Annotated in this window: 17 protein-coding genes; 2 read left to right on the top strand and 15 right to left on the bottom strand. The window is 38.0% G+C overall.

All coding sequences use genetic code 11. From position 1 onward, the window contains the following. Positions 1 to 25 precede the first annotated feature (25 nt). The 3 genes from B7717_RS06315 to B7717_RS06305 form a co-directional block, all read right to left on the bottom strand. The gene (locus B7717_RS06315) at positions 26 to 259 is read right to left on the bottom strand and encodes a hypothetical protein (RefSeq protein ID WP_001088140.1); all 234 of its coding nucleotides are present in this window, start codon (positions 257 to 259) and stop codon (positions 26 to 28) included. 86 nt (positions 260 to 345) lie between these two features. Further along, positions 346 to 726, bottom strand: coding sequence for a rhodanese-like domain-containing protein (locus tag B7717_RS06310; protein WP_042902553.1), 381 nt, complete (start codon positions 724 to 726; stop codon positions 346 to 348). Further along, complete coding sequence (locus tag B7717_RS06305; protein ID WP_002882495.1) at positions 723 to 956, bottom strand: YqgQ family protein; 234 nt, start codon at positions 954 to 956, stop codon at positions 723 to 725. Before B7717_RS06305 ends, B7717_RS06310 begins: the two co-directional genes overlap by 4 nt. 102 nt (positions 957 to 1,058) lie before the next feature. Here B7717_RS06305 and B7717_RS06300 point away from each other — a divergent pair, with 102 nt between their 5' ends. Continuing rightward, on the top strand, positions 1,059 to 1,967 hold the full coding sequence (locus B7717_RS06300; RefSeq protein WP_001222578.1) for a LysR family transcriptional regulator: 909 nt from the start codon (positions 1,059 to 1,061) through the stop codon (positions 1,965 to 1,967). 45 nt (positions 1,968 to 2,012) lie between these two features. Further along, positions 2,013 to 3,812 (top strand): N-acetylmuramoyl-L-alanine amidase, encoded by a 1,800-nt coding sequence (locus B7717_RS06295; protein WP_042902554.1) that lies wholly within the window; start codon positions 2,013 to 2,015, stop codon positions 3,810 to 3,812. Between the two features lie 28 nt (positions 3,813 to 3,840). Here B7717_RS06295 and B7717_RS06290 read toward each other — a convergent pair whose 3' ends face one another. The 12 genes from B7717_RS06290 to vex3 all read right to left on the bottom strand — a co-directional run bounded on the left by B7717_RS06290 (position 3,841) and on the right by vex3 (position 21,686). Beyond that, entirely contained in the window at positions 3,841 to 4,158 is a 318-nt protein-coding gene (locus B7717_RS06290; protein WP_042902605.1) for a hypothetical protein, read from the bottom strand. Between the two features lie 226 nt (positions 4,159 to 4,384). Beyond that, entirely contained in the window at positions 4,385 to 5,254 is an 870-nt protein-coding gene (locus B7717_RS06285) for a DUF6287 domain-containing protein (RefSeq protein WP_084944399.1), read from the bottom strand. 416 nt (positions 5,255 to 5,670) lie between these two features. After that, positions 5,671 to 12,159, bottom strand: coding sequence for a S8 family peptidase (locus tag B7717_RS06280; RefSeq protein WP_084944398.1), 6,489 nt, complete (start codon positions 12,157 to 12,159; stop codon positions 5,671 to 5,673). 429 nt (positions 12,160 to 12,588) lie between these two features. After that, positions 12,589 to 13,374, bottom strand: a complete 786-nt coding sequence (locus B7717_RS06275; RefSeq protein ID WP_049520929.1) for an ABC transporter permease — start codon at positions 13,372 to 13,374, stop codon at positions 12,589 to 12,591. 1 nt (position 13,375) lies between these two features. Next, positions 13,376 to 14,194: an ABC transporter permease gene (locus tag B7717_RS06270; protein WP_070569106.1), complete on the bottom strand. Its 819-nt coding sequence runs from the start codon at positions 14,192 to 14,194 to the stop codon at positions 13,376 to 13,378. 1 nt (position 14,195) lies between these two features. Next, positions 14,196 to 15,188: an ABC transporter ATP-binding protein gene (locus B7717_RS06265; RefSeq protein ID WP_070569110.1), complete on the bottom strand. Its 993-nt coding sequence runs from the start codon at positions 15,186 to 15,188 to the stop codon at positions 14,196 to 14,198. Between the two features lie 316 nt (positions 15,189 to 15,504). Next, on the bottom strand, positions 15,505 to 16,050 hold the full coding sequence (locus tag B7717_RS06260) for a histidine phosphatase family protein (protein WP_084944397.1): 546 nt from the start codon (positions 16,048 to 16,050) through the stop codon (positions 15,505 to 15,507). A 51-nt stretch (positions 16,051 to 16,101) separates the two neighbouring features. Then, on the bottom strand, positions 16,102 to 17,034 hold the full coding sequence (locus B7717_RS06255; RefSeq protein WP_162287141.1) for an alpha/beta hydrolase: 933 nt from the start codon (positions 17,032 to 17,034) through the stop codon (positions 16,102 to 16,104). 129 nt (positions 17,035 to 17,163) lie between these two features. Beyond that, positions 17,164 to 18,045, bottom strand: a complete 882-nt coding sequence (locus tag B7717_RS06250) for a class II fructose-bisphosphate aldolase (RefSeq protein WP_001018995.1) — start codon at positions 18,043 to 18,045, stop codon at positions 17,164 to 17,166. 139 nt (positions 18,046 to 18,184) lie between these two features. Next, positions 18,185 to 19,513, bottom strand: a complete 1,329-nt coding sequence (gene vncS, locus B7717_RS06245; protein ID WP_084944395.1) for a sensor histidine kinase VncS — start codon at positions 19,511 to 19,513, stop codon at positions 18,185 to 18,187. Continuing rightward, positions 19,510 to 20,166 (bottom strand): response regulator transcription factor VncR, encoded by a 657-nt coding sequence (gene vncR / locus B7717_RS06240; protein ID WP_084944394.1) that lies wholly within the window; start codon positions 20,164 to 20,166, stop codon positions 19,510 to 19,512. The genes vncS and vncR overlap by 4 nt, the downstream gene beginning before the upstream one ends. 140 nt (positions 20,167 to 20,306) lie before the next feature. Further along, positions 20,307 to 21,686: an ABC transporter permease subunit Vex3 gene (gene vex3 / locus B7717_RS06235; protein ID WP_042902562.1), complete on the bottom strand. Its 1,380-nt coding sequence runs from the start codon at positions 21,684 to 21,686 to the stop codon at positions 20,307 to 20,309. Positions 21,687 to 21,712 lie beyond the last annotated feature (26 nt).

Below are 21,712 nucleotides of genomic sequence, written 5' to 3'. Positions count from 1 at the left end.
ATGTTTAAAGCTTTTTGTTTTTTGCTTATCTAAAAAATACTGCGACGGCTAGAATCCAGTTAAGAACAGAAACTACAAGTCCTATGATATTCAGAATTTTTTCTGTTTGATAGTTTAGTCCAGATTCTTTTTGGTATGAAAAAGCCAAGACCAATCCTATGATCCCCAAAATCAGACCCACTATTGGAGAAAGCAAACCAAGGACGATAGATAAGATACCTAAAATAAGTGAAGGTTTTTTCTTTTGTTGTGAATTCATATTACAAAATCTCCTTAAATTTAATATAAATGATGATACCATAAAATGCAAGATTTATCTATCATTAAACAGTTTTTAACAGAATGTTAGCTCGTCTTGACCTTCCCATTCCAAGAATCCAACCCATAAGAAAGGATATAAATCTCAGAGAAACCTTGTTTTTTCAGATAAAGTGCTGCATTGGTCACTCGTTGTCCGCGTTGGTTTTCGTAGAGAAGGACAGGTTTATCCTTGCGAAGGGCTGCAAGGCTTGACTTCAACTGATTTGAAGGAATATTGCGGGCTCCGAGGATATGTTTTCTGTGAAATTCTGCTGGTTCACGGACATCGATCAACTGTCCTTTCCGAATCAAGGCTTCAAACTCTGCATTGTCTACAATGTTAGCCGCACGACGAATACGAAGGTAGTTATACCCCATCCATGCTGCCATCGCCAGAACGATTCCCCACAAAATCCAAATTGTCATAAGTTCTTATCTCCATTTTTCTCTATGTAGTCTAATTCTATCTTGTGCTCTCTACGAAGAACAGCTTCCGCCTCTAGATAGTCTAGCTTATCCATCAGACCTGCATCATAGATCCGAGAGAGTTCGAGCTTCATCAGTTCAATATCATACAAGCGCTTCCCCACATAGACAATAATGCCAAACTGTTTGAGAAATTGCTGCACATCATAGAATGTTTTCATAGCTTCCATTTTAGCAGATTCCAGACTTTTTTTCAATACAGGACCAGCTCTTTCCCCCTATTTTCTTCGTCTTCATTGCCCATTCTTCCGCAAGTATGGTACAATAAAAACATGAGAATTCAACAACTACACTATATTATCAAAATCGTCGAAACTGGCTCTATGAATGAGGCAGCCAAGCAACTCTTTATTACCCAACCCAGTCTCTCTAATGCCGTTCGAGACTTGGAAAATGAAATGGGCATTGAAATCTTTATCCGCAATCCCAAGGGCATTACCTTAACCCGTGATGGGATGGAGTTTCTCTCCTATGCCCGTCAGGTCGTTGAGCAAACTCAGCTTCTGGAGGAACGCTATAAAAATCCTATCGCCCACCGCGAACTTTTCAGCGTTTCCTCTCAGCACTATGCCTTTGTAGTCAATGCCTTTGTCTCTTTGCTCAAGAAAAGTGATATGGAAAAATACGAGCTCTTCCTTCGTGAAACTCGGACTTGGGAGATTATCGATGACGTCAAGAACTTCCGTAGCGAGGTCGGTGTCCTCTTTTTAAACAGCTACAATCGCGATGTTTTAACGAAAATGCTAGATGACAATCACCTGCTAGCCCACCACCTCTTTACCGCTCAACCCCATATCTTTGTTAGCAAGACCAACCCTCTAGCTAAAAAAGACAAGGTCAAACTGGCTGATTTGGAAGACTTTCCTTATCTGAGTTATGATCAGGGGACGCACAACTCCTTCTACTTTTCAGAGGAGATTCTTTCACAAGAGCACCACAAGAAATCCATTGTTGTCAGTGACCGTGCCACCCTCTTTAACCTTTTGATTGGTTTGGATGGTTACACCATTGCAACAGGGATTTTGAACAGTAACCTCAACGGAGACAATATCGTTTCCATTCCACTGGACATTGACGACCCGATTGAACTAGTCTATATCCAGCATGAAAAAACCAGCCTGTCTAAGATGGGCGAACGCTTTATCGAATACTTACTAGAAGAAGTTCAATTCGATAATTAATAGGAAAAATGAAAAAGAGAAAAAGAAAAAGTTAGGAAATAGAAAGTGAAAAAGATACTACTGACCAGTGCTTTAATCCTTTCAATCGTAGGATTAGCACCCGCATCCGTCTTAGGAGAAGAAAACACTACTCAATCCACATCTGCTGTCAAGGAAGCAATTGCCAAAGAAGAAAAGAAGGAATCGAGTGTTGAGGAAAACTCTAAATCAGAAGTTCTTCCGAAAGTAAATGTGCAAGAAGACAAGCCCAAAAAAGAAGGATGGTACCAAGAAAATCACCACTGGCGTTTTTACCAAGATGATAAACCTGCTTTGAACTGGAAACAAATCCAAGGCAAATGGTACTACTTCGATCAAGATGGTAATCGTCTTCATTCTACTATCTACAAAGGTTATGCCTTTGACCAAGATGGTGTCATGATAGAAAATAGCTGGACCAAACTGGACAATCAATGGTACTATGCTGATCCTTCTGGACGACTAGCTCTGAACACTTGGAAAAAAATCAATGGTTCTTGGTACTATTTTGACCAAACTGGAAGCATGCTCAGCAACACTGCCGTTGACGGCTATCTGCTCACAAAAAGCGGGGCTATGGCGGAAAAGGGCTGGACAAAATTAGATCAAATTTGGTACTATGTCGCTCCTTCTGGAAAGATCTCGCAGGATAAATGGGAGAAAGTCAACGGTTCTTGGTATTACTTTGACAAAGACGGTGGAATGCTGAGTGCGACAACCTTCAAGGGCTACCTCTTCAACCAGAGTGGAGCTATGGCAGAAAACAACTGGGTCAAAATCAAGGATACTTGGTTCTATGCGAACGGGTCAGGGAGATATATCCAAGACAACTGGCAAAAGATTCAAGGTTCCTGGTACTCATTTGACCAGAATGGTGGAATGCTAGCAGACAAATGGAAAGAAAGCTACTACCTTAAAACCAGTGGAGCCATGGCGGAGAATGAGTGGATCTTCGATAAAGCCTACAAGAGCTGGTTCTATCTAAAAGCGGATGGCCGTTATGCAAATCAGGAGTGGATTGGAGCATACTACCTCAAGTCAGGTGGTTACATGGCAAAGAGCGAATGGATTTACGATAACTCTGACAAAGCACGCTACTACCTAGATGATAATGGGCATTATGTTTCAGGAACTTACAAGATAGACGGTAAGGAACACCTGTTCCAAAAATACGGCCAATGGATTTCTGAAGTTTCAACTGAAGGTGGATTTACAAAAGGACTATACAGCAATACCATCTTCCTAGATCCTGGACACGGTGGTCGAGATTCAGGTGCCTTTTACTACAATGTAGCTGAAAAAGATCTCAACATGCAGATTTACCGTAAGCTTCGTACTAAGTTAGAAGAACTAGGCTACAAGGTCCTCACTTCTCGTGATAGTGATATTGACGTTGATTTTGTTACCGAACGTTCTCGTATGGTTAATAAGACCAACTCTGATATTTTTATCAGTATTCACTTCAACGCTACTGGTAATACCTACTCAAAAGCGAGCGGTATTCAAACCTACTCCTATAGCGATGAACCTGATTATCCAAGTAAGATTAATAAATACTGGCACAATCACCCTGATCGTATGAGTGAAAGCAAACGCCTCGCCGCTGCCATCCACTCCTCTCTTCTAGCAGAAACAGGAGCCAAGGATGCTGGCCTGTTGGAGAGCAGCTATGCCGTACTACGCGAAACCGCCAAACCAGCCGTTCTCCTAGAGCTTGGATATATGGATAATTTCTCCGAAAACCAACAAATCAGAGATAGCCACTACCAAGACAAACTGGTCGCAGGCATCGTAAAGGGGATCCAAAAATATTACGCTGGTCGATAAAAAAAGTCTCGAGAAATCTCGAGACTTTTTATTTATCTTCTTTTTTATCCTTATCAGGAAAGAGGTAGCCAATTCCTACACAAGCTAGCACACCAGCACCAATCACCAAACCACTTGAAATTGGCAAAAGATCAAAAATAGCATTTGCGATGATAAAGGCAATGATCAAGCACATCAGACTAGCCTTGTAATCTTTTTTCAAAAAGTTTTCTAGTGTGAAATAGAGGAACAATCCTACCGGAATGAGTGACCAGAGGTTGACATCTAAACTTGGCCATCCAACAGATCCGAAATACAATACTAGCGCTGCTGCTACTAAAAATACAAGTCCCAATAATTTTTTCATTTTTTTGTCTCCATTTTCTTTTTTTGGTTCTTGAGTTGTCTGATACTGACCCCTCACGTCCCTTACAAGAATCATTATAGCAGAGGAATTTTTCAAGAACAAGCCCTTTTGCCTATCTGGTCAATATCTCTGTCTAAGTGGTTGAGTATTTGTAACAAAAGAAAAAGAAGCCCTAATGGGCTTCTTGATTCTGCCGATTGTAACAGTATTTTTGAACGAATACCATCTAATTTTTCTTTTCCTTTGACTCAAGAGAAGATTTGATTGATTCACGATCTGCTTGCAATTGAGCTAAGTTCTTTTCTGCTTCCTCAAGTTTACTGGTATCTGGTTTCACACGATAATAAACATTTTCTGGTTTCATTAACATCGCTCCATACTCTTGCCCAGAAAGTAGTCTTTCCTCAGCATGGTTGCTTTTATCCGTAATCTTTCCATCATCAGCAGGTTGCATAACAACTCCACTTGGCACAGCTACTATTACAAATCCTCCAGCAACAGAATCTTTTACCCACGCACTGATAGACGCTGTCTCAGGATTACGACTATCTTGTCCTTTTGAAACCTTTAATCCAACTACAGATTCGTACTTTTGATCATTTGTAAACCAAGTCGCACGTACTTCTCCAGAATCATTAATAATGTATTCATTACCAGATTGACTACGCCAAGTACCCTCTAAACTAGACAAGTCATTGTTCTTAATTGCTTCAATATCTAATTTTGGAACGGTAGTTTCTTTCTTCAACTTGCTAACAAGTGCTTCTGCTTCCGTAATTTTGGTATCTAAAGCAGCAAGTTGATTCTTGAGTTTCTGAATTTCCTCTTGTTTATCCTTATCAGTCTCATCCGTTTTTCCTTGGCTTGTAGAAGCTTGACTTGTTGTCTCTGTAGTTGAAACTGCAGACGATGCTTGATTTGGCTCTTTCTTTCCAATCAGAAGATATGAGAAAATACTTACCAAGATGAGAGTGACTAAAACAGAGAGTGCTAGGCCAATATAGATTTTTATATTTTTATTCGGAGCCGACTTTGATTCAGACCGCTTAGGTCCATTGATCTCTTCAAATTGTTTTTCCCGTTCTTTCTTATTCATAATTTTCTCCTTTTTGATTGATATTCAGCCAAGCTTACGATACTTCATTCGTTACTATCCATGAACTTTTATGACTTTTAAAAAAAATCCAAGCAAAAATTTCTAGAATAAATAACTATAAAAATATCTCTAGATTGGTATCAAAACAAGTATTTATTACAATACATTATACCACAAAATATAAACAACCGTTTGTATTTATATTTTTATAAGCCAAAGAAATGGATTTTAAACAGAACCCATCTCCATTAGAAAAAGCCTGTCCTGAGACAAGGCTTTTACATATATCTCTTTCAAATCTCCCATTTTTATAGAAATCTAAATAATATATTTCTAAATCAATATTTTCACAAAACTATGTCATCACCTCACTATCTAATCTCAGTACATAAACCATTTTTTCTATGGCTTTTGTCTTAATCTTGATTTTTTTTCTTCAATCCAAGAAAAGCTCCTACTATAAACATGATTCCGGCAGCTAATAGTGTCTGGGCTCCGCTTGCTGTTCCGGTTTTTGGCAACTGATTAGGATTGTTACTAGTTGATTTACTATTGATGTTGGTATTTTTATTAGTTACGTTCCCTTGTTCATTTAGATAAACGTTCTTGTTAATTTCAAAGTTTTTATCATTTTCATCAGAAACAATACTATTGACATCATTAGTTGAATTAGATTGTGTTTTTTCTTTCTTTTTCGATACATCAAAAGTAGGTTTATTTTCCTCCTCCTTTTTCTCCTCTATTTTCTTGAATACAGGTTTTATAAAGGTATCTTTTGATAGATTAATAACATAGCCGGCGTCTTTTTTACCTTCGAAACCAGAAATTTCCCAACCATCAAATTGGTATCCTTTTTCTAATTCACCCTTATAGACAGGTAACATAAAATCTTCTTCCGACACTATCGTTGAACTCATTTCTTTTCCATTTTGTATGGTCACAGTTACCCTATGAGGTTTTAATTCGCTTACCTCTCCCGTATCTTTGTTTAAAATGAATTCTTTTACGGTTGTATTTCTTGCGAAATCTTTTACAACAATCTTAATGTTTAGTGTCTTATCTGTTAGTTGTTTAATATCATCAAATGATTTGTATTCTTTTCCATTAACATAAATATGTTGTTCTTGAATCTCACCATCGAATCCATTATTTCTTTTATCATTGATGTTAAAGACTACAGATTTTCCATTAGCATATTCGATACTAGTATTTCCTTTTGGATCAATCTTTACTTCTGGTTTGACATTATCATATAAAAATTGATAATGTACTCCAACCGCTTTCGCATTCAAATCGCTATAGCCAGTTTGAAGATAAACATTTCCATCCATATCTGTTACCTTATCTGGGAATCCGTTTGCTTTATAGTCTTTCATCCCCCAGTCCATGATGTCACCGTCTTTAACATTAAGCTTAATGTTAAAATCTCTAGTGTTATCAATGTGTAAATCTCCGTAGATTAAATAATTATCTACAACCGATTCATTAACTCTCAACTCCCAGTTAAAACCACCCTTATCAGAAATCTTACCTCTTAAATAAAATTCTGGATTTCGTACATAAATTTTATTAGTTTTAGATGGATTAAAGTAGTTCTTGTCCATTGAAAGATTTACTGGTTTTGCATCAATAAATAACGTAGAGCCATCTTCTTTTATAGCTTCTACATTGGACTTATCCTCTCCTGTGTACTCTTTACCATCCTTACCAAATAATACAAGTTTAGAAGGATCTGTCACAAGATTTCCATCGTTATCGATTGCCTCCCCTTTATCATTCATTTTAAATGTAAACACTTGATACCTTACAATGTTAAAGCCGTCCAAAGCCGACATTAATACTGATTGAGTACTTCTTCCATCTTCAACATTTCTACTATCAGCATAAATTGTTGTTTCTGATAAAACTCTTAGATTAGGATTGGCCTTTTGGATTTTTGCTATATCTTCCTTGTTATAGACTCCATTCCCTTCTAACATATCCGTTTTTCCAGGATTATAGGTAGTCACTTTTAGTGCATAGCCTTTTCTCAGAATGATGTTATCCTTTAATAGATATTGTTGTTTTTCTGAATCAGAATAGATTTTACCAGATTCCATGTCCGTTAAATTATTTGGTTTATTTTTTGAAAGATCTCCTTCTCCTAATTCTATTACATTCCCATAACTTGATGCATACGGATATTCTGCTTTAGTTTCCTTATTTTTTTCAGGCATTCTAATTTTAGTTTCAGCTTTTATCTGACCATCATCTTTGACAAAAAACCTCATATCTCCTGCAAAAGCTAATCCATCCACAATATCATTAATATTAGCGTATAAATCAAATGTCATCGTTTTTGAATGGGAATCATACTTGGTCGTTTTGATTTCTATCGATTTATAGTTATTTCCATAGTATACCTTGGCATTTTTAGAAACATTACTGATCTTTCCAAGAATTTCAAAGTGTCCATCTTTAGATGGGTTTAGAATGCCATAAATTTTTGATTTGATTTCATCAAGTTTTTCAGTTTCATATTCTAAGGCACTACCATCGTCATAAGCAATGATATTTCCCTTATCATCGTATTTATAATCGTATTCCTCTATTCTCTTACCAGTTTCACTTGTAAAGTCATCAACTTCTCTAAATTTCTTTTTAATGAGTTTCTTTAAATCTTTGCTTTCAAAGTCTCTAATTGTTGAAATTGTTTTATGAATAGTCAAGCTAGATTTTTCTTCGGTAGCCTCTTCATTTTCTTGATGATGTTCTACTTCAGTTGTATCTTTTTTAAGACTATCCTCTTTTCTATTTTCTAAATTTTTAAATTTAGATTCGGAAATCTCGCCAAGCTTTTGGTATTTAGATGAATCTTGATCAGGATCTACTAGATAATAGGAAATCATCCCATTTTTATCAGCATGATCAGCAAATTTAATTCTATGAATCTTTGTGAAATTGCTAGAACCGTCTAATGCAATCACTTCAATGATTTTTCCTCTTAAATCTCCTGCACCTTTAATTTCATAAATGGTATTTCCGTCTTTGTCAAGTTTTCTATTTCGTCCTTGACCCTCACCTGCATAAGTGACTTCAAGATTTTTCTCAACCTCTCCATCTTCATTAACAAGAGCGGCCCCAGCATACCAAACTTCGTTGGCAATCTCGTCAAATTTTTCAGGATGTTCTTTTTGATCTCTCGCAAATAGCGTTTCATTCTTATATTGCTCTTTGACCTTGTGATAAGTATCCTTTGTAATTAACTTAATTTTTCCAGGGTTTGAAAAATCAATTGAAACAATCTTTGGAGGGGTGTTATCAATTTTTACAGGAATATAGGAAACCTGCCATGGGTAATCCTTGGTTAATCTATATTTAAATTTATAGAAATATTGGCCTTCCGCAATCGGTTCAAATTGTCCTCGTATCTTAGTAGCAGGATCTTTTTTGTCATTACTTTCTGGGGCATTTTCTTCTCTACCTCTAGGGTTATAAATGAGTCCATCCCATTTCAAGTCACCCCAAACTTTTAGCTTAGAAGATTTAATGCCCTTTGCATCATTTCTTTTAGAGTTTAAAATTCCTTTAATAAAGTGTTCTCTCGAAATGACTTTTAAGTCTTTTTGATTTTCTCCTTCTTTATTTGTATTTACTATTGAAATCACCCCTTCTTCTGCACTTCTTAATACAAGTGGAGAAGGCGTTAATCCTCTCTCAAGTTGAGCATCTTGAGGATTTCCATTTGAATCTAAAGGATAGATTTTAGCAATATTAGAGCCACTTGATGAAGGTGCGTTGATTCCTTCGTTATTGAAAGCAAATAATTCTGGATTTTGATCTAGGGATGTTGTATTTTTATCTTTTCTATTTTGGATAACTCCTGCTGGATTAAATTTATCTATACCATGTTCTCCACCAATCCCCTTATTTAAGGTACCTGGAATTTTTGGTTTACCATCATCATCATAACCTTCCATTGCTTTTGATTTTGATCCTTCTTCCCAGGCCCATTTATCAAGGATTGGTTCGTGGTTCCAATTCCCAGCAAATCCCATTAGAGGCATCGACAAAGAAGGTTGGAAGTTTCTTTTCTTACCGTTGGAGTTTAGAGCTTCCATTTCTTCCACTGACTCAAAATGAATAAATGATTCTACAAATTTATTTTTGTTTTTAGCTTCTCCAACATTTATAACCGCATTTAAATCAAAGCTGGAATTTGGACCTATAGTGAAAGTATCATGCTCAAATGTGATATTTGCTCCTTTGACTTTTTCTGGGTGAATTTCTGGAACAATTTGCTTCCCGTCCGGAGATTTTTCATCTTTATATGTTTCATCGAGTTTTAGCCTATCAGTTAGAGCATCTGTAGTTACAGTTGATGCAGAAACTTTAAAGGTTAAAGGTCTGTTTGAGGTATTGTGAAGCTTAATTGTAAAGTATTTTTTATCACCTTTTATTTCTTTAAGAGAAATGGAACCATATGAATTTACCAAACCTTTAGAATCTGTATTTTTGAAAGTTGCTACAACTTCATTTCTCAAAGCGTTGGCAACATTAATTAGCCCCGCTCCCTGCTGTCTAGGTGATGCAAAGTATTGACTCTTTTCTTTCCAAGAGGTTGCATCCATCATAGGTCTTGCAGTATTTTGTAGAGCTATTTTTGTAAGACTTGTAAGGTCTATTTTGTCATCTCCCTTAAGATTTTTCAAGACAGGTCTTTCAAGCAATTCCTTTAATTTTGGTCGAATCAAAACAGTAGAAGCTGCTACGATTGGAGTTGCCATACTAGTTCCTGACATATAACCATAAGTGGATTTACCATTGATAACATTTAGAGTGGATTTAATATTTTTACCAGGTGCTGAAACATCCGGTTTTAAAAGCAAGTCTGTTCTTGGCCCCCAAGATGTAGACCCTGCTGGGACTATAATATCTTCTTTATAAAGTTCTTTGTCTGTGTCAGCTGCAAATTTAAAGTCAATTTCTTTTTCATCACCTACATTCGGTTTATTAGAATTATAGCTTTCCATATCAATTGGATAGTATTGTTCTAAGTTATCTTTAAAATCTTCCTTATTATTTCTTTTGACTTCAGTTTTTTTATCAGGGTTAATCATGTTCCATAATTTTACACCATCATCTCCTGAAATTGAAAATACTTGACTAGTAGTCCCTTCATCCGCTTCATATCCCATAGCTGGAAGGTCTGTCCAATTATCTCTATTGTAGTAATTTACAGTATTTACAACCATAATGGCACGTGCGCCTTTATCCGTTGCTCTTTTAAAAGCATCTTTTAAATCCTTGGTATAAATTCTATCCATTACTGCAATTTTGCCCTTAAGATCCAAGCCTATCAAATCTTTGTCTTGACCTTTGCCTATATATACAAATTTTAATTTATTTGGAGTTTTTGACCCATCCTCATTTGTTAGGATTTTATTTTTATCGAAAAAAGCTCCTATATTTCTGTATTTAAAACTTTGTCCTCCAATGTTAACCTTATCAAACTCAATGGTTTGATTTTTAGCAGAAGCGACCGCTATCGCATCTTCATGTGCGGCAGTTCGTGTTACATTTCCAGTATCTGTCATTTTCAGATTATTATTGGCTACTAAATCCCAAGAAGAACTTGAAGCAGAAGTCGCAAAATTACCTGTAGCAACAACCATTGGGATTCCAGCTTTTCTTAATGCTCTAATAGCCTCCCAATATTTCTCGCCTACAAGACCTGTTCCCGTAAAGCCAGATGATACCGAAACAACATCGACATTGTGTTTGATCGAATCTTCAATAGCATGAAACATTGTTTCATCACCCGCGAACCCAGATCCTGCGTCAGAGTACATTTTATAAGAGAAAATTTGTGCATTAGGCGCAATTCCATCTATGCCATTAAAGTTCTTGATATCTTTTTCAGTATCATTTCCAGCAAGAATCCCTGCAATATGCATCCCATGTGGGTCAAAATAATCCCTACCATCATCATATTTTTCTACAGTGATTTTACCACCATTATAATAATTGAACGCATGAGGGATTTTATCACTCAACCAATAATTTTTATCAGTGCCTTTTAAATCTTCTTTTTTAAATTTCATTGAGTCTTTGGCATCATCATCGATCCTCATAGCCTTATGCCTATAATCTGTTCCAGTATCGATATTTGAAATGACCATACCTCTACCATCAAAATTTTTCCCAAATGGAGCATTAATAGACTTTAGGTAATCAATAGCTTCCTCAACTCCAATTTCCTTTCTGGCATGATTCATCATTGGTTGGACTTTTTGTGATCGTTCAACCGACGAAACACCTTCCATTTGTTTAATTTTGTCCAAATTATCTGGAGTTGTTTCAATGGCAGCGCCATTAAAAATCGTATTATAGGTATATAAAACTTTTGTATCCTCAAGATTGGATAGTTCCTTAATTACTTTTTCTCCAGATTCTTTATCTTTAAATTCAGCAATATAGACAAGTTTATCTTCTTTTTTAGGATTTTCTGTATCTTTATTTACAAATGAGTTCGCATCATCTCCTTTGGATTGATTGGAGTCTTCTTTGATACTTGCTCCTTCGTTACTAGTTTTTTTGTCTATCTTAGGCTTTCTACTAACAACTTCTTTTTCCTCAATAACTGTTGTCTTCTTCTCCTCAGTATCCTTTGAAGTTTCTATAACATTATGAAGTTCTTCAGATTGTTCATTTTTTTCTGTTTCTTTATCTGCTACTACTTTTTCTTTACCAGAAATTTTTAAAGCATCTTCAGAACTAGGTGCATCTGCTACTACTTTTTCTTTATCAGAAATTCTTAAAGCATCTTCAGAACTAGGTGCATCTGCTAAAATTACCTCATTGGGGGCATATGCTGCTAAAATAACTGCAGCAGTAGTTAATGACAATACCGTACTTTTTTTCATTATAATTCCTTCATTTTTTATTTTAAACCCAATAGATAGAAAACTTTAACCTTGCTAGCCTTTGTTATAAAAAGTTTTATGACGTATTATCTAGTGGGATAGAGTAGTACATTTATATATAATTGTTAGCTCTCTGAAAAATAGTATATCAATTAAAAAATTTTAAGTCAAGAAAAATTAACACGCATTAATTTTTTTTTTAATGTACATTAAAAAATATAAACCCAAAACTTTCGTAGTTAACTGGGATACATTATCAGCACATTCACACCATCAAAAATAGTAGCAATTAACTGGAATAACTACCAAAATCGCAAAAAGGGGTATGGATAGAATTTATGCCTTAATAAACATGCAAAAACAACCGCTATAATTTTCAACGGTTGTTTGTAACATATTTAATTTTTAACTCTCATCCTATCTTATCTCTTACGAACCCGCACTTTCGTAGGCATCCAAGCCCCTATCCCAGAGTTTTAAAGAAATAACAAAGAAAACAAGGGAAATCAACATCAACCCACCAATGTTAAAGAGCCCGTCTTTGTCCTGCAAGAAATAGCTGGCAGGATAGTAGGCCGTAAAGGCGAAAGGCACGATAAAGCTAATCAACCAACGAAGAAGCGAATTATAAATGGAAATCGGATACTTGGCAAAGTCATTAAACATATAAAAAATGTAAATCATGGCGCCTGACTGCTTGGTCCAAAAAGCGATACTGGCAGTCGCGATTTTCAAGGAAGTATAGATTAAGGTCGCAAAAGGAATGCAGACTAGAAAAATCAGGAATTTTGGAAGAGTCCAAGCAATGCTTGATACTGTTGTCGCTAGTAAAATTCCACCGACCAATAGTTCGCCCAAGGCATCAATCTGAAAGGTCTCAACCAAGATGTGAAAGAGAGGATTGATAGGACGCGTCAGGTACTTGTCAAACTCTCCTTTTCGCACCAAACGTTGCCCCAGAGCCCAGAGATTGTCAAAAAAGAGATGATCTAGTCCCTTGGGAATTAAGGAAAATCCATAGATAAAGGCGATTTCTTGAAAAGTCCAGCCTTCTAAGGAAGGAATGTGTTGAAAGAGCACATTGAGAAACAAGAGGTTCAGGCCTTGAGTCAGAAAAACTCCTAACACGCCCACCACAAAATCGACCTTGTATTCCATGATTTGCTTGATGTATTGTCTGATAAAAATCAAATGCATGCGTTGATATTTTTTCATACTAACCTCCTTGAATAGTGATAAAGGACTGGACTCGTTTCCATATCAACTGAGACAAGCCCACCATCACTATGAGCCAGAAGAACTGTAGCAAAAGCGCCTGAAGAATCTGACTGGCATCGTATTTCCCAACAATGATCATAACTGGAGTATAAATCAAAGATGAAAAAGGCAAGAAGGACAAAATATCAGAAACAATCTTTGGAAAGAAAGCCAAGGGAATCAGACTTCCAGACATAAAGGCCACTATAGAAGTCTTGAGTAGATTGGAACCCCATAGATTTTTAAAGACAAAGGCTGAAAATCCAAAGCAGATATTAAAGAAAAAATTGATCAGGTAGGCTAGGGTTAAGCTAAAGAGATAAAGGATGGTTAATCCCAGTACTTCTACAATTCCTTGCCCAGATAAAATTTTCATCAAGACAATGACACTTAAAAATGGCAGTCCAACAGAGATAAAAATCAACCACTTGGATCCAAGCTCTGTAAAGAGGTAAGAAGCCGCAAAATGCACTGGTCGCAACAAACGCATGATAATGGAACCATCCTTGACCTCCTCCCCAATCATAAAGGAGCTATCTGACCTGGTCAAAAGATTAGTCACAAAACTCATGATGATGTAAAGGGTGATATCTGCCATGCTAAAGCCCTGAATCAAAGACTCTTGCGAGGAATCAAAGACCGCCTTCCAGAGATAGAAAGCCACAAAAGCTCCCATGACATCACCAATCCGATAGAGAATAAAGTTGACTCGATAGCTAATCAACTCCTGAATCCCTGCATTGATAAAGGGTTTATAACGTCTCCACAATTTGACCATCTTAGAGCTCCTTTCGATAGAAGCGACGGATAATATCCTCAATATCCGTATCCACCATCTTCAAATCGCGGATTTCAAAATCAGACAGGGTTTGCTTGATAATATCAGCCGACTGGTAGCGGGAACTGTCGAATTCAATATTGAGGCTGTTTCCTTGTCTATCAATGGTCATATCCGAAGAGCCTTCATAGTGAGAGACAAGATGACTTTGCCCTGGTAGCAGTTCAAAGGAAAGAGTCTTCATCTTGCCAAAGGTTTCCTTGAGCTGGCTAACCGTTCCATCAAAAATCTCTTGCCCCTTATCAATCATAAAAATTCGATCACAGAGTTGCTCAATGTCGCTCAGGTCGTGAGTGGTCAAGAGAATGGTTGTTTCTTCCTCTTGATTGATCTGAGTAATTGCCCGACGAATATTGTCCTTGACCGAAACATCCAAACCAATGGTCGGCTCATCTAAAAAGAGAACCTTGGGATTGTGAAGCAAGGAAGCCGCAATGTCCGCCCTCATCCGTTGCCCCAGTGAAAGAGTTCGCACGGGATCCTTGATAAATTCCTTCAAATCCAAGACTTCATTCAAAAAATCCATGCGTTTATGAAAGAGCGAGTCTGGCACATCGTATATCTCTTTCAAGACCGTATAGGTCTCTTGCAGTGCCAAATCCCACCATAGCTGGGTGCGTTGTCCAAAGACAACCCCGATATCCTTGACATAGTCTTGACGATTGTCCTGTGGAATCTTGCCGTTAATCCGACAAAAACCAGATGTCGGTTTTAAAATTCCTGTCAGCATTTTGATGGTTGTCGACTTCCCAGCACCATTGGCCCCGATAAAGCCTAAAATCTGCCCCTTGGGAACCTCAAAGGTCAAATCCTTGACCGCTTCAAAGGTCTGCTTTTCAGGATGAATAAAGGAGCGCAAAGCTCCTTTCAAACCAGGTTCCTTGACTGTCTTCACAAAATTTTTCTGAAGATGTTCCACTTCTATCATTGCCATATCTATCTCCCTACCGTAAGGAATAGAAAATCATATTTTCCAATACAAGTAATCTAAATCCTTACTTTCTAAACCTTTTACGTTTTATTATTACAGAAGGCTTTATACCAACCTATTATAGTCCAATAAAAAACGGAATGCAAGCGTTTGCCTGTAGATTCTGAAATTAGAGATTTCTCTCTTAAAATAATACTTTTAAACAAAAATTATGGTTTAATAGTCTCCTTAAAACACCAAAAAACCTGCCTAATGGCAGGTTACGAATTATAAAAAGCAAACTATTTTGATCAATATGAATCACTATTTAATCAAAGAACTAATCTTTCATAATTCTTTTCACAATCCCATTTCTATCAATTAGAAAACAATCTGGAAAGGTCATCTGCTCCCATTTTTCATAATCAAAACTGGAATCAAAGTGATGTAGTAGTATTCCTATCAAATTCCCGTGTGAACTAAGTAAAATCGTTTTTTCTGAGTATCTCTCTTCCAATTCCATTAAAAAATTTAGTACTCTAGCTAGTGCATCTTGATTTGATTCCCCTTCAGAAAGAGATTCATTGGGATTTTGCCATAAATATTTAATACTGTCTTCAAACTCAGAATCTTTTATAAAGGTTGAAGATAATTTTCGCTCTCGTAACCGACTATCAAGAACTATTTTATCAAATTGAATTGGCGAGCTATTAATCGTTTCAAATGCTCGTTTATAAGGACTAGAAAAATAATAATCAATATTAAAAGAATTCAAAAACTCTAACTGGTCAAGAGATGAAAATCCTTTTTCTGATAAAGTTCTATTAAAATCATCACTTGAAAATCTTGAATGAGCATGTCTAAGTAAAATATAAGAATTATTCATAAGTCACTACCTTTCAATTATTATCATCAGTCTCAATGGATTTTTAAGACCTCAATTATTCTCTAAAAATTCATTAATGCGAGAAACAATAGCATGACTTTGATAATGATAGAGATCGTGTGGTGCATCCATATAGATGACCCTCACATTAGACTGTTCACTAGCAAATTTCTCTGCAAAATGCTGCCATTCTGATTGGCTAAAACCAGTGCCTTTTCCGTTAGACACCAGTAGTAAGGTGGGAATTTTCGGATTAATGTTTGAGGGAACTTTCTTGGCATTTTCCTTTACCGTTTGGGATTCATAAAGCATGGCTTGTGACATCAACTGCTTATAAGCTAGAAGTTTATATTGTTTTCGTTCACTCTCGATCAGAGTTTGATTTTTTATATAAAAGGATTCAGGGAAATAACGTAATAAACCAATCTTGCTGCTCCAATATGCCACAGTTGACAAGGCCTGATTTTGCTTTAAATCCTCATAACTTGACGGCAGTGCCCAATCCAGACCAATCAAGGCTTTCACTTCATCAGGATACTTCTCCTGCCAAGCCAAACTCTCTAGACTAGCCATGGAATGAGACAGAATGATAAACGGCCCTGTGATATTTGCTTGCGAAAGAGCTTGGCGAGTCTCAGACAAAACCTCCATCACATCTCTTGAATGATTGCTTTCATCACTATAACCATATCCCGCCCGCTCCACGATAACTACTTTATACCGTTTCGATAAGGATTCCGATACTTCTTTAAAATCCAATATAGGAGAAGCAATACCAGCACCTGAGAGAACTACTATAGTCTCAGGACCATCCCCTTCAACGTAAACATTTATTTGATGTCCATTGACGAGAACTTGTTGCCCCATAGGTGTCAGTGAGGCTTTTTCCTTTTCCAAACAGATACGGTGAAAGATGAATGTAGCGAGTAAAAACAAAAGAATGAAACTAAGAAAGCCAAGAAACCATTTTTTCAGTATTTTCATAGCATTATTGTACAAAAATTAGAATCTTTTAGCAACTTAAGATTGGTTCTTCTACAGTATATTGGCTATATATTCACAAACCAAAAAACCCACCCAATGGGCAGGTTCTGTATGTATTGTTCAGCTAGATTAAGCTTTACCTTCTGAACCGAATACGTCGATACGTTCTTCAACTGATGCTTGGATAGCTTTTACACCGTCAGCCAAGAATTTACGTGGGTCGAAGAGTTTCTTCTTGTCGTATTCTGCTTCGTTTGCTTCGTAGTCACGAGCAAATTTACGAGTTGCGTTAGCGAATGCGATTTGACATTCAGTGTTAACGTTAACTTTCGCAACACCAAGTTTGATAGCTGCTTGGATTTGGTCATCAGGAATACCTGAACCACCGTGCAATACGATTGGGAAGCCTGGAAGAGCTTCTGTCAATTTCTTCAAGTGGTCAAGGTCAAGACCTTCCCAGTTTGCTGGGTAAGGACCGTGGATGTTACCGATACCAGCTGCCAAGAAGTCAATACCAGTTGCAACCATTGCTTTAGCGTCTTCGATTGGAGCCAATTCACCTTTACCGATGATACCGTCTTCTTCACCACCGATAGTACCAACTTCAGCTTCTACTGAGATACCTTTAGCGTGTGCTTTTTCAACAACGTCTTTAGCCAATTTAAGGTTTTCTTCAACTGGAAGGTGTGAACCGTCAAACATGATTGAAGTGTAACCAACTTCGATACACTCAAGTGCATCTTCGTAGTGACCGTGGTCAAGGTGGATAGCTACTGGTACAGTGATACCCATTGACTCAACAAGGTTAGCGATCAAGTTGCGAGCAACTTTGTAACCACCCATGTATTTAGCAGCACCCATTGAAGTTTGGATCAAAACTGGAGCTTTTTTAGCTTCTGCTGCACGCAAGATAGCTTGAGTCCACTCAAGGTTGTTTGTGTTAAATCCACCAACTGCATAACCGTTGTCACGAGCTGCTTGGACAAATTTTTCTGCTGAAACGATTGCCATTTGTCAGGCCTCCTATATATTTTTTGGGACATCCCATTTACATTGTTCATTTTATCACTTTTTGATAAAAAAAGCTAGTTTTTCCCATACTTTAGATTGAATTTCTTACAATACAATCAATGTAAACCCTTTCTTCTCCTTAGTCCTGAGTGACTTTGGGATAACGTATGAAGAAGCTCAAGCAATCGCCCTGAATCTCAAAATGATAAGGTAATTTCTCGTGTTCTAATAAACTTTTGACCACAAAGAGTCCCATCCCCGAACCCTTGGCCTTGCGACTAGCATTTTCAGAAAAAGACTGGGCCAGTTTTTCTTGTTCTTCAGGACTACAGCTATTCTCGATATAGAGTTCTCCTTCTCTCTCGCCAATGCGGACCAGGCCACCTGAAGTGGAGTGCTTGATAGCATTGCTGATGAGATTCGATAGGATCAACTTCATCACAGATGGGTTTATGTAAGCCTGCTGATGGGTTAGACTAATGTCTACCTGAAGTTCTCTCTCCTTGGCGAGCAAAGCATAATCCTTGACCAGACTTTGCGTCATCTGAAGGAGGTCAATCTCTTCTTTCTCGTCTCGCAATTCCTGAACAGAAGAAAGAGAAAGTATCTGGAGAACGTGGTGACTGAGGTCATCCACAATTCCCAAGGCAACTCCAAGATAGTGGTCTCTATCCTTATAACGGCCGACATTTTCTTTCATATTTTCGATTAGGATTTTCAAACTGGCCAGTGGTGTTTTCAATTCATGAGAAGCTCCTCGCAGGAACTCAACCTTCATCTTCTCCAGCTGGAGAATGGCTTCATTCTTGTCATGCAAGTCCGCAATGACAGTCAATAGATGCTGGTAAAGGCTATTGATTTGTTCCTTGAGATCACCAATCTCATCCTTAGAGTCCACGCGCAATCGCACTTGGGCATCCAAATCCATCATTCGACGGGTCACCCGCTTGATTTCCAAAATCGGTGCAACAATGGTCCGAGCGTAGATGTAGGCCACCAAAAGAGAAATCAGAAAGGATGCCAACAAAGTATAGGGAAGAAATTGGAGACTGATCTGCTCTGCTTCCTTTTGCAAATCCATGGACGCTAAAAACTGGAGAGTCATGGTGCTACCATCTTGCGTTTTCACCTCACGCTCCTCGATAAAGAGAGAAGTGGTCTGGCGGTCTGTGTCTAGAGGAAGATTATCCTTGACTTCTAACTTGTCCTCGGTCATCTCTCCCTTGACAGCCCCTTTGATATCACTGGTCTGGGAATACAAGTCTAAGACTTGCTCAATATTCTGCCTATCTTTTCCATCCAGGGACTGGGCAATGGCTGTCGCTTTCTGGCCAATGGTTTCCTGACGATGGCTTAGATAAGTAGAGGGAAAGAGAAAATAAATGGCTAAATGAAGACAAATAACCAGAACACTAAAAATCGAGAAGGTATAGATAAATATCTTTGTAAATAAACCTGTTCGTTTCATTTTCGCTCCAATTTATAACCAACATTGCGCACAGTGAGGATACAATCCAGGTCTAGCTTTTTCCGCAGTTCCTTGATATAAACATCAACGACACGATCAAAGGGAACCTCATCTGTTGCCTTCCAGACAGCATCGATAATCTGAGAACGAGTCAAGGCCCGTCCCTCATTTTTCACCAGATAGTCTAGAATTTCCAACTCTTTGGCATTAATGGCCACTTCTTGACCTGCGAGGCTTGCGCTGTAACTCTCAAAGTCCACCTTGGTATCCTTATAAGAGAAGATTCGTCCTGTATCGTAGTAGCGCTTGAAAATCGCGTCTACCCTCACTTTTAAGAGAGACAGGGAGAAGGGTTTTTCCAGATAGCCGTCTGCCAGAGAGGCAAAGGCACTCATCTTGTATTCCTCATCCTGAAAGGCGGTCAGCATCAAGACAGGAACCTGACTGGTCTTACGAATCTCGGCTAGGACTTCTAAACCATTAAGCTTGGGCAGCTGGATATCCAGTAGTACTAGGGCTACTTCATAGCTGGAAAATTGTTCTAGGGCTTCCTCACCGTCCGCAGCCTGAATGGTCTCATAACCACAATCTGTCAAATAGTCACTGATTCCCTCACGGATCATCTCTTCATCTTCTACAATTAAAATTTTCATAGAAAAACCTTTCACATTTCTTTAATTTTCTTTTAAATCATCCCTGTTTCATCCTGAAAGGAAAGGCTTTATCAAGACAAAACAGATAAAAATGCTACCTATATTATACCCCATTTAGGGGAGAATAGGTAGCAAGTTTTTTATTCGCTATCGAGCAAGAGTTCTTTTGGTTGTTTTCTAAGGAGATTGCTTGAAGCAAGCGCCATAACGAGAACGACTAGAACTAAAGCAAGAACAAAGACGATGATAAAGTCTGATGTCTGAATGGAAATATCTAGGCTCGACAAGGTCTTGCTAAAGCCGTCTACTTCTGCACCACCACCAAGATTAGAGGCTTGAGCAGCCTTGCTGGCTTGCTTGGCAACACCTGAAGTGACATTGGCAAGAACAGTATTTCCGATGGCACGAGCTGTGTAGTTGGCTAGGAAGTAAGCAGAAACAAGAGCAGGGATGGCAATCAAAATAGATTCGGTGATGAATTGCCCCAAGATACTTGCCTGCTTGAGACCGATAGAGAGGAGAATTCCCACTTCCTTGCGACGGGCATTGATCCAAAGACTGAGCAAGAGTGCAAGGAGAAGAACTGAGAAGCTCAAGCTACCCCAGAAGAGGAGGTTGGCCATCTTGTACATACCAGAGATGGATTGCTCTAGAGCTGGGTAGTTAGAGGAGCTCTTCACAAGTGTGTAGCTCTTCCAGTTGATACCGCTGATACCATTCAACTCTTTCATGACGTCATCCAAGTTCTTGTCTGCTGTTACAAAGAAGGTTGCGTCCCCATAAATAGCTGTGTCTTCTGTATATCCATAAAGTTTTGCAGCAGTGTGAATGTCTGTGATAGCTGTGTTTTCATAGAGTTCTTGTGAGTAGGTTACTGCTGACTTATTGTGACCATCAAAGAGTCCCTTGATTGTCACTTCGACTGTTTCCTTGGCCCCTTTTTCATTGTCTGCATCATAGACATTAGAGTCCAATTTGACCTTATCTCCGACTTTCCAGCCATGTTTGGCTGCCAAATCCTTGTGCATGAGAATCTTGTCTTTGTCGTCGTTGGTTAGGTGCTCACCTTCAACCAGCTTATATGAGCCAGAGACAAACTTGTCTTCTTTAGAGGAGTCATTGACACCTGTAATCATCAAGCTGCTTCCAAACCGTTTGGCACGGTCAGCAGTGAGATTTTTCTTGGTTTCTGGCGTTTCGATGAGGTCGTATCCAGTCAAATCTCCGATAGCGTTGATGCGTTTAACATAAGACTCGATGGCCTTATTTTCGGTGATTTTTTTGATATCCTCACCCTTGATATTCCCAGAACCACGTGGCGTTCCTTGATTGACGCGACGATTGATTTGCATGGAGAAGCTATTGGTGATATTTTTAAAGGTCTCCTGAGAAGCCTTGGCAGTAGCTCCCTTAATCGACAAGCCGACCAAACTCAAGCTCGCCATGAGGAGAATAATCAGGAAGATAACAATCGATTTGAAAAACTTCCTTGTAACATAGGCAAATGCGTTGTGTAACATAGGTTCCCTTTCTAGATTTGATTTCA

The organism is Streptococcus oralis subsp. oralis (genome assembly GCF_002096495.1).
Taxonomy (GTDB): Bacteria; Bacillota; Bacilli; order Lactobacillales; family Streptococcaceae; genus Streptococcus; species Streptococcus oralis_CU.
Note: the sequence above shows the minus strand (reverse complement) of the source record. Positions and strands in the feature narration are given on the sequence as shown.

Coding starts and splice junctions, on each gene's coding strand:
- B7717_RS06285 (WP_084944399.1), bottom strand. CDS start 5,254: ATGAATAAGAAAGAACGGGAAAAACAATTTGAAGAGATCAATGGACCT.
- B7717_RS06305 (WP_002882495.1), bottom strand. CDS start 956: ATGGAAGCTATGAAAACATTCTATGATGTGCAGCAATTTCTCAAACAG.
- B7717_RS06310 (WP_042902553.1), bottom strand. CDS start 726: ATGACAATTTGGATTTTGTGGGGAATCGTTCTGGCGATGGCAGCATGG.
- B7717_RS06255 (WP_162287141.1), bottom strand. CDS start 17,034: ATGAAAATACTGAAAAAATGGTTTCTTGGCTTTCTTAGTTTCATTCTT.
- vncS (WP_084944395.1), bottom strand. CDS start 19,513: ATGAAACGAACAGGTTTATTTACAAAGATATTTATCTATACCTTCTCG.
- B7717_RS06290 (WP_042902605.1), bottom strand. CDS start 4,158: ATGAAAAAATTATTGGGACTTGTATTTTTAGTAGCAGCAGCGCTAGTA.
- B7717_RS06260 (WP_084944397.1), bottom strand. CDS start 16,050: ATGAATAATTCTTATATTTTACTTAGACATGCTCATTCAAGATTTTCA.
- B7717_RS06315 (WP_001088140.1), bottom strand. CDS start 259: ATGAATTCACAACAAAAGAAAAAACCTTCACTTATTTTAGGTATCTTA.
- B7717_RS06280 (WP_084944398.1), bottom strand. CDS start 12,159: ATGAAAAAAAGTACGGTATTGTCATTAACTACTGCTGCAGTTATTTTA.
- B7717_RS06265 (WP_070569110.1), bottom strand. CDS start 15,188: ATGGCAATGATAGAAGTGGAACATCTTCAGAAAAATTTTGTGAAGACA.
- B7717_RS06250 (WP_001018995.1), bottom strand. CDS start 18,045: ATGGCAATCGTTTCAGCAGAAAAATTTGTCCAAGCAGCTCGTGACAAC.
- vex3 (WP_042902562.1), bottom strand. CDS start 21,686: ATGTTACACAACGCATTTGCCTATGTTACAAGGAAGTTTTTCAAATCG.
- B7717_RS06275 (WP_049520929.1), bottom strand. CDS start 13,374: ATGAAAAAATATCAACGCATGCATTTGATTTTTATCAGACAATACATC.
- B7717_RS06300 (WP_001222578.1), top strand. CDS start 1,059: ATGAGAATTCAACAACTACACTATATTATCAAAATCGTCGAAACTGGC.
- vncR (WP_084944394.1), bottom strand. CDS start 20,166: ATGAAAATTTTAATTGTAGAAGATGAAGAGATGATCCGTGAGGGAATC.
- B7717_RS06270 (WP_070569106.1), bottom strand. CDS start 14,194: ATGGTCAAATTGTGGAGACGTTATAAACCCTTTATCAATGCAGGGATT.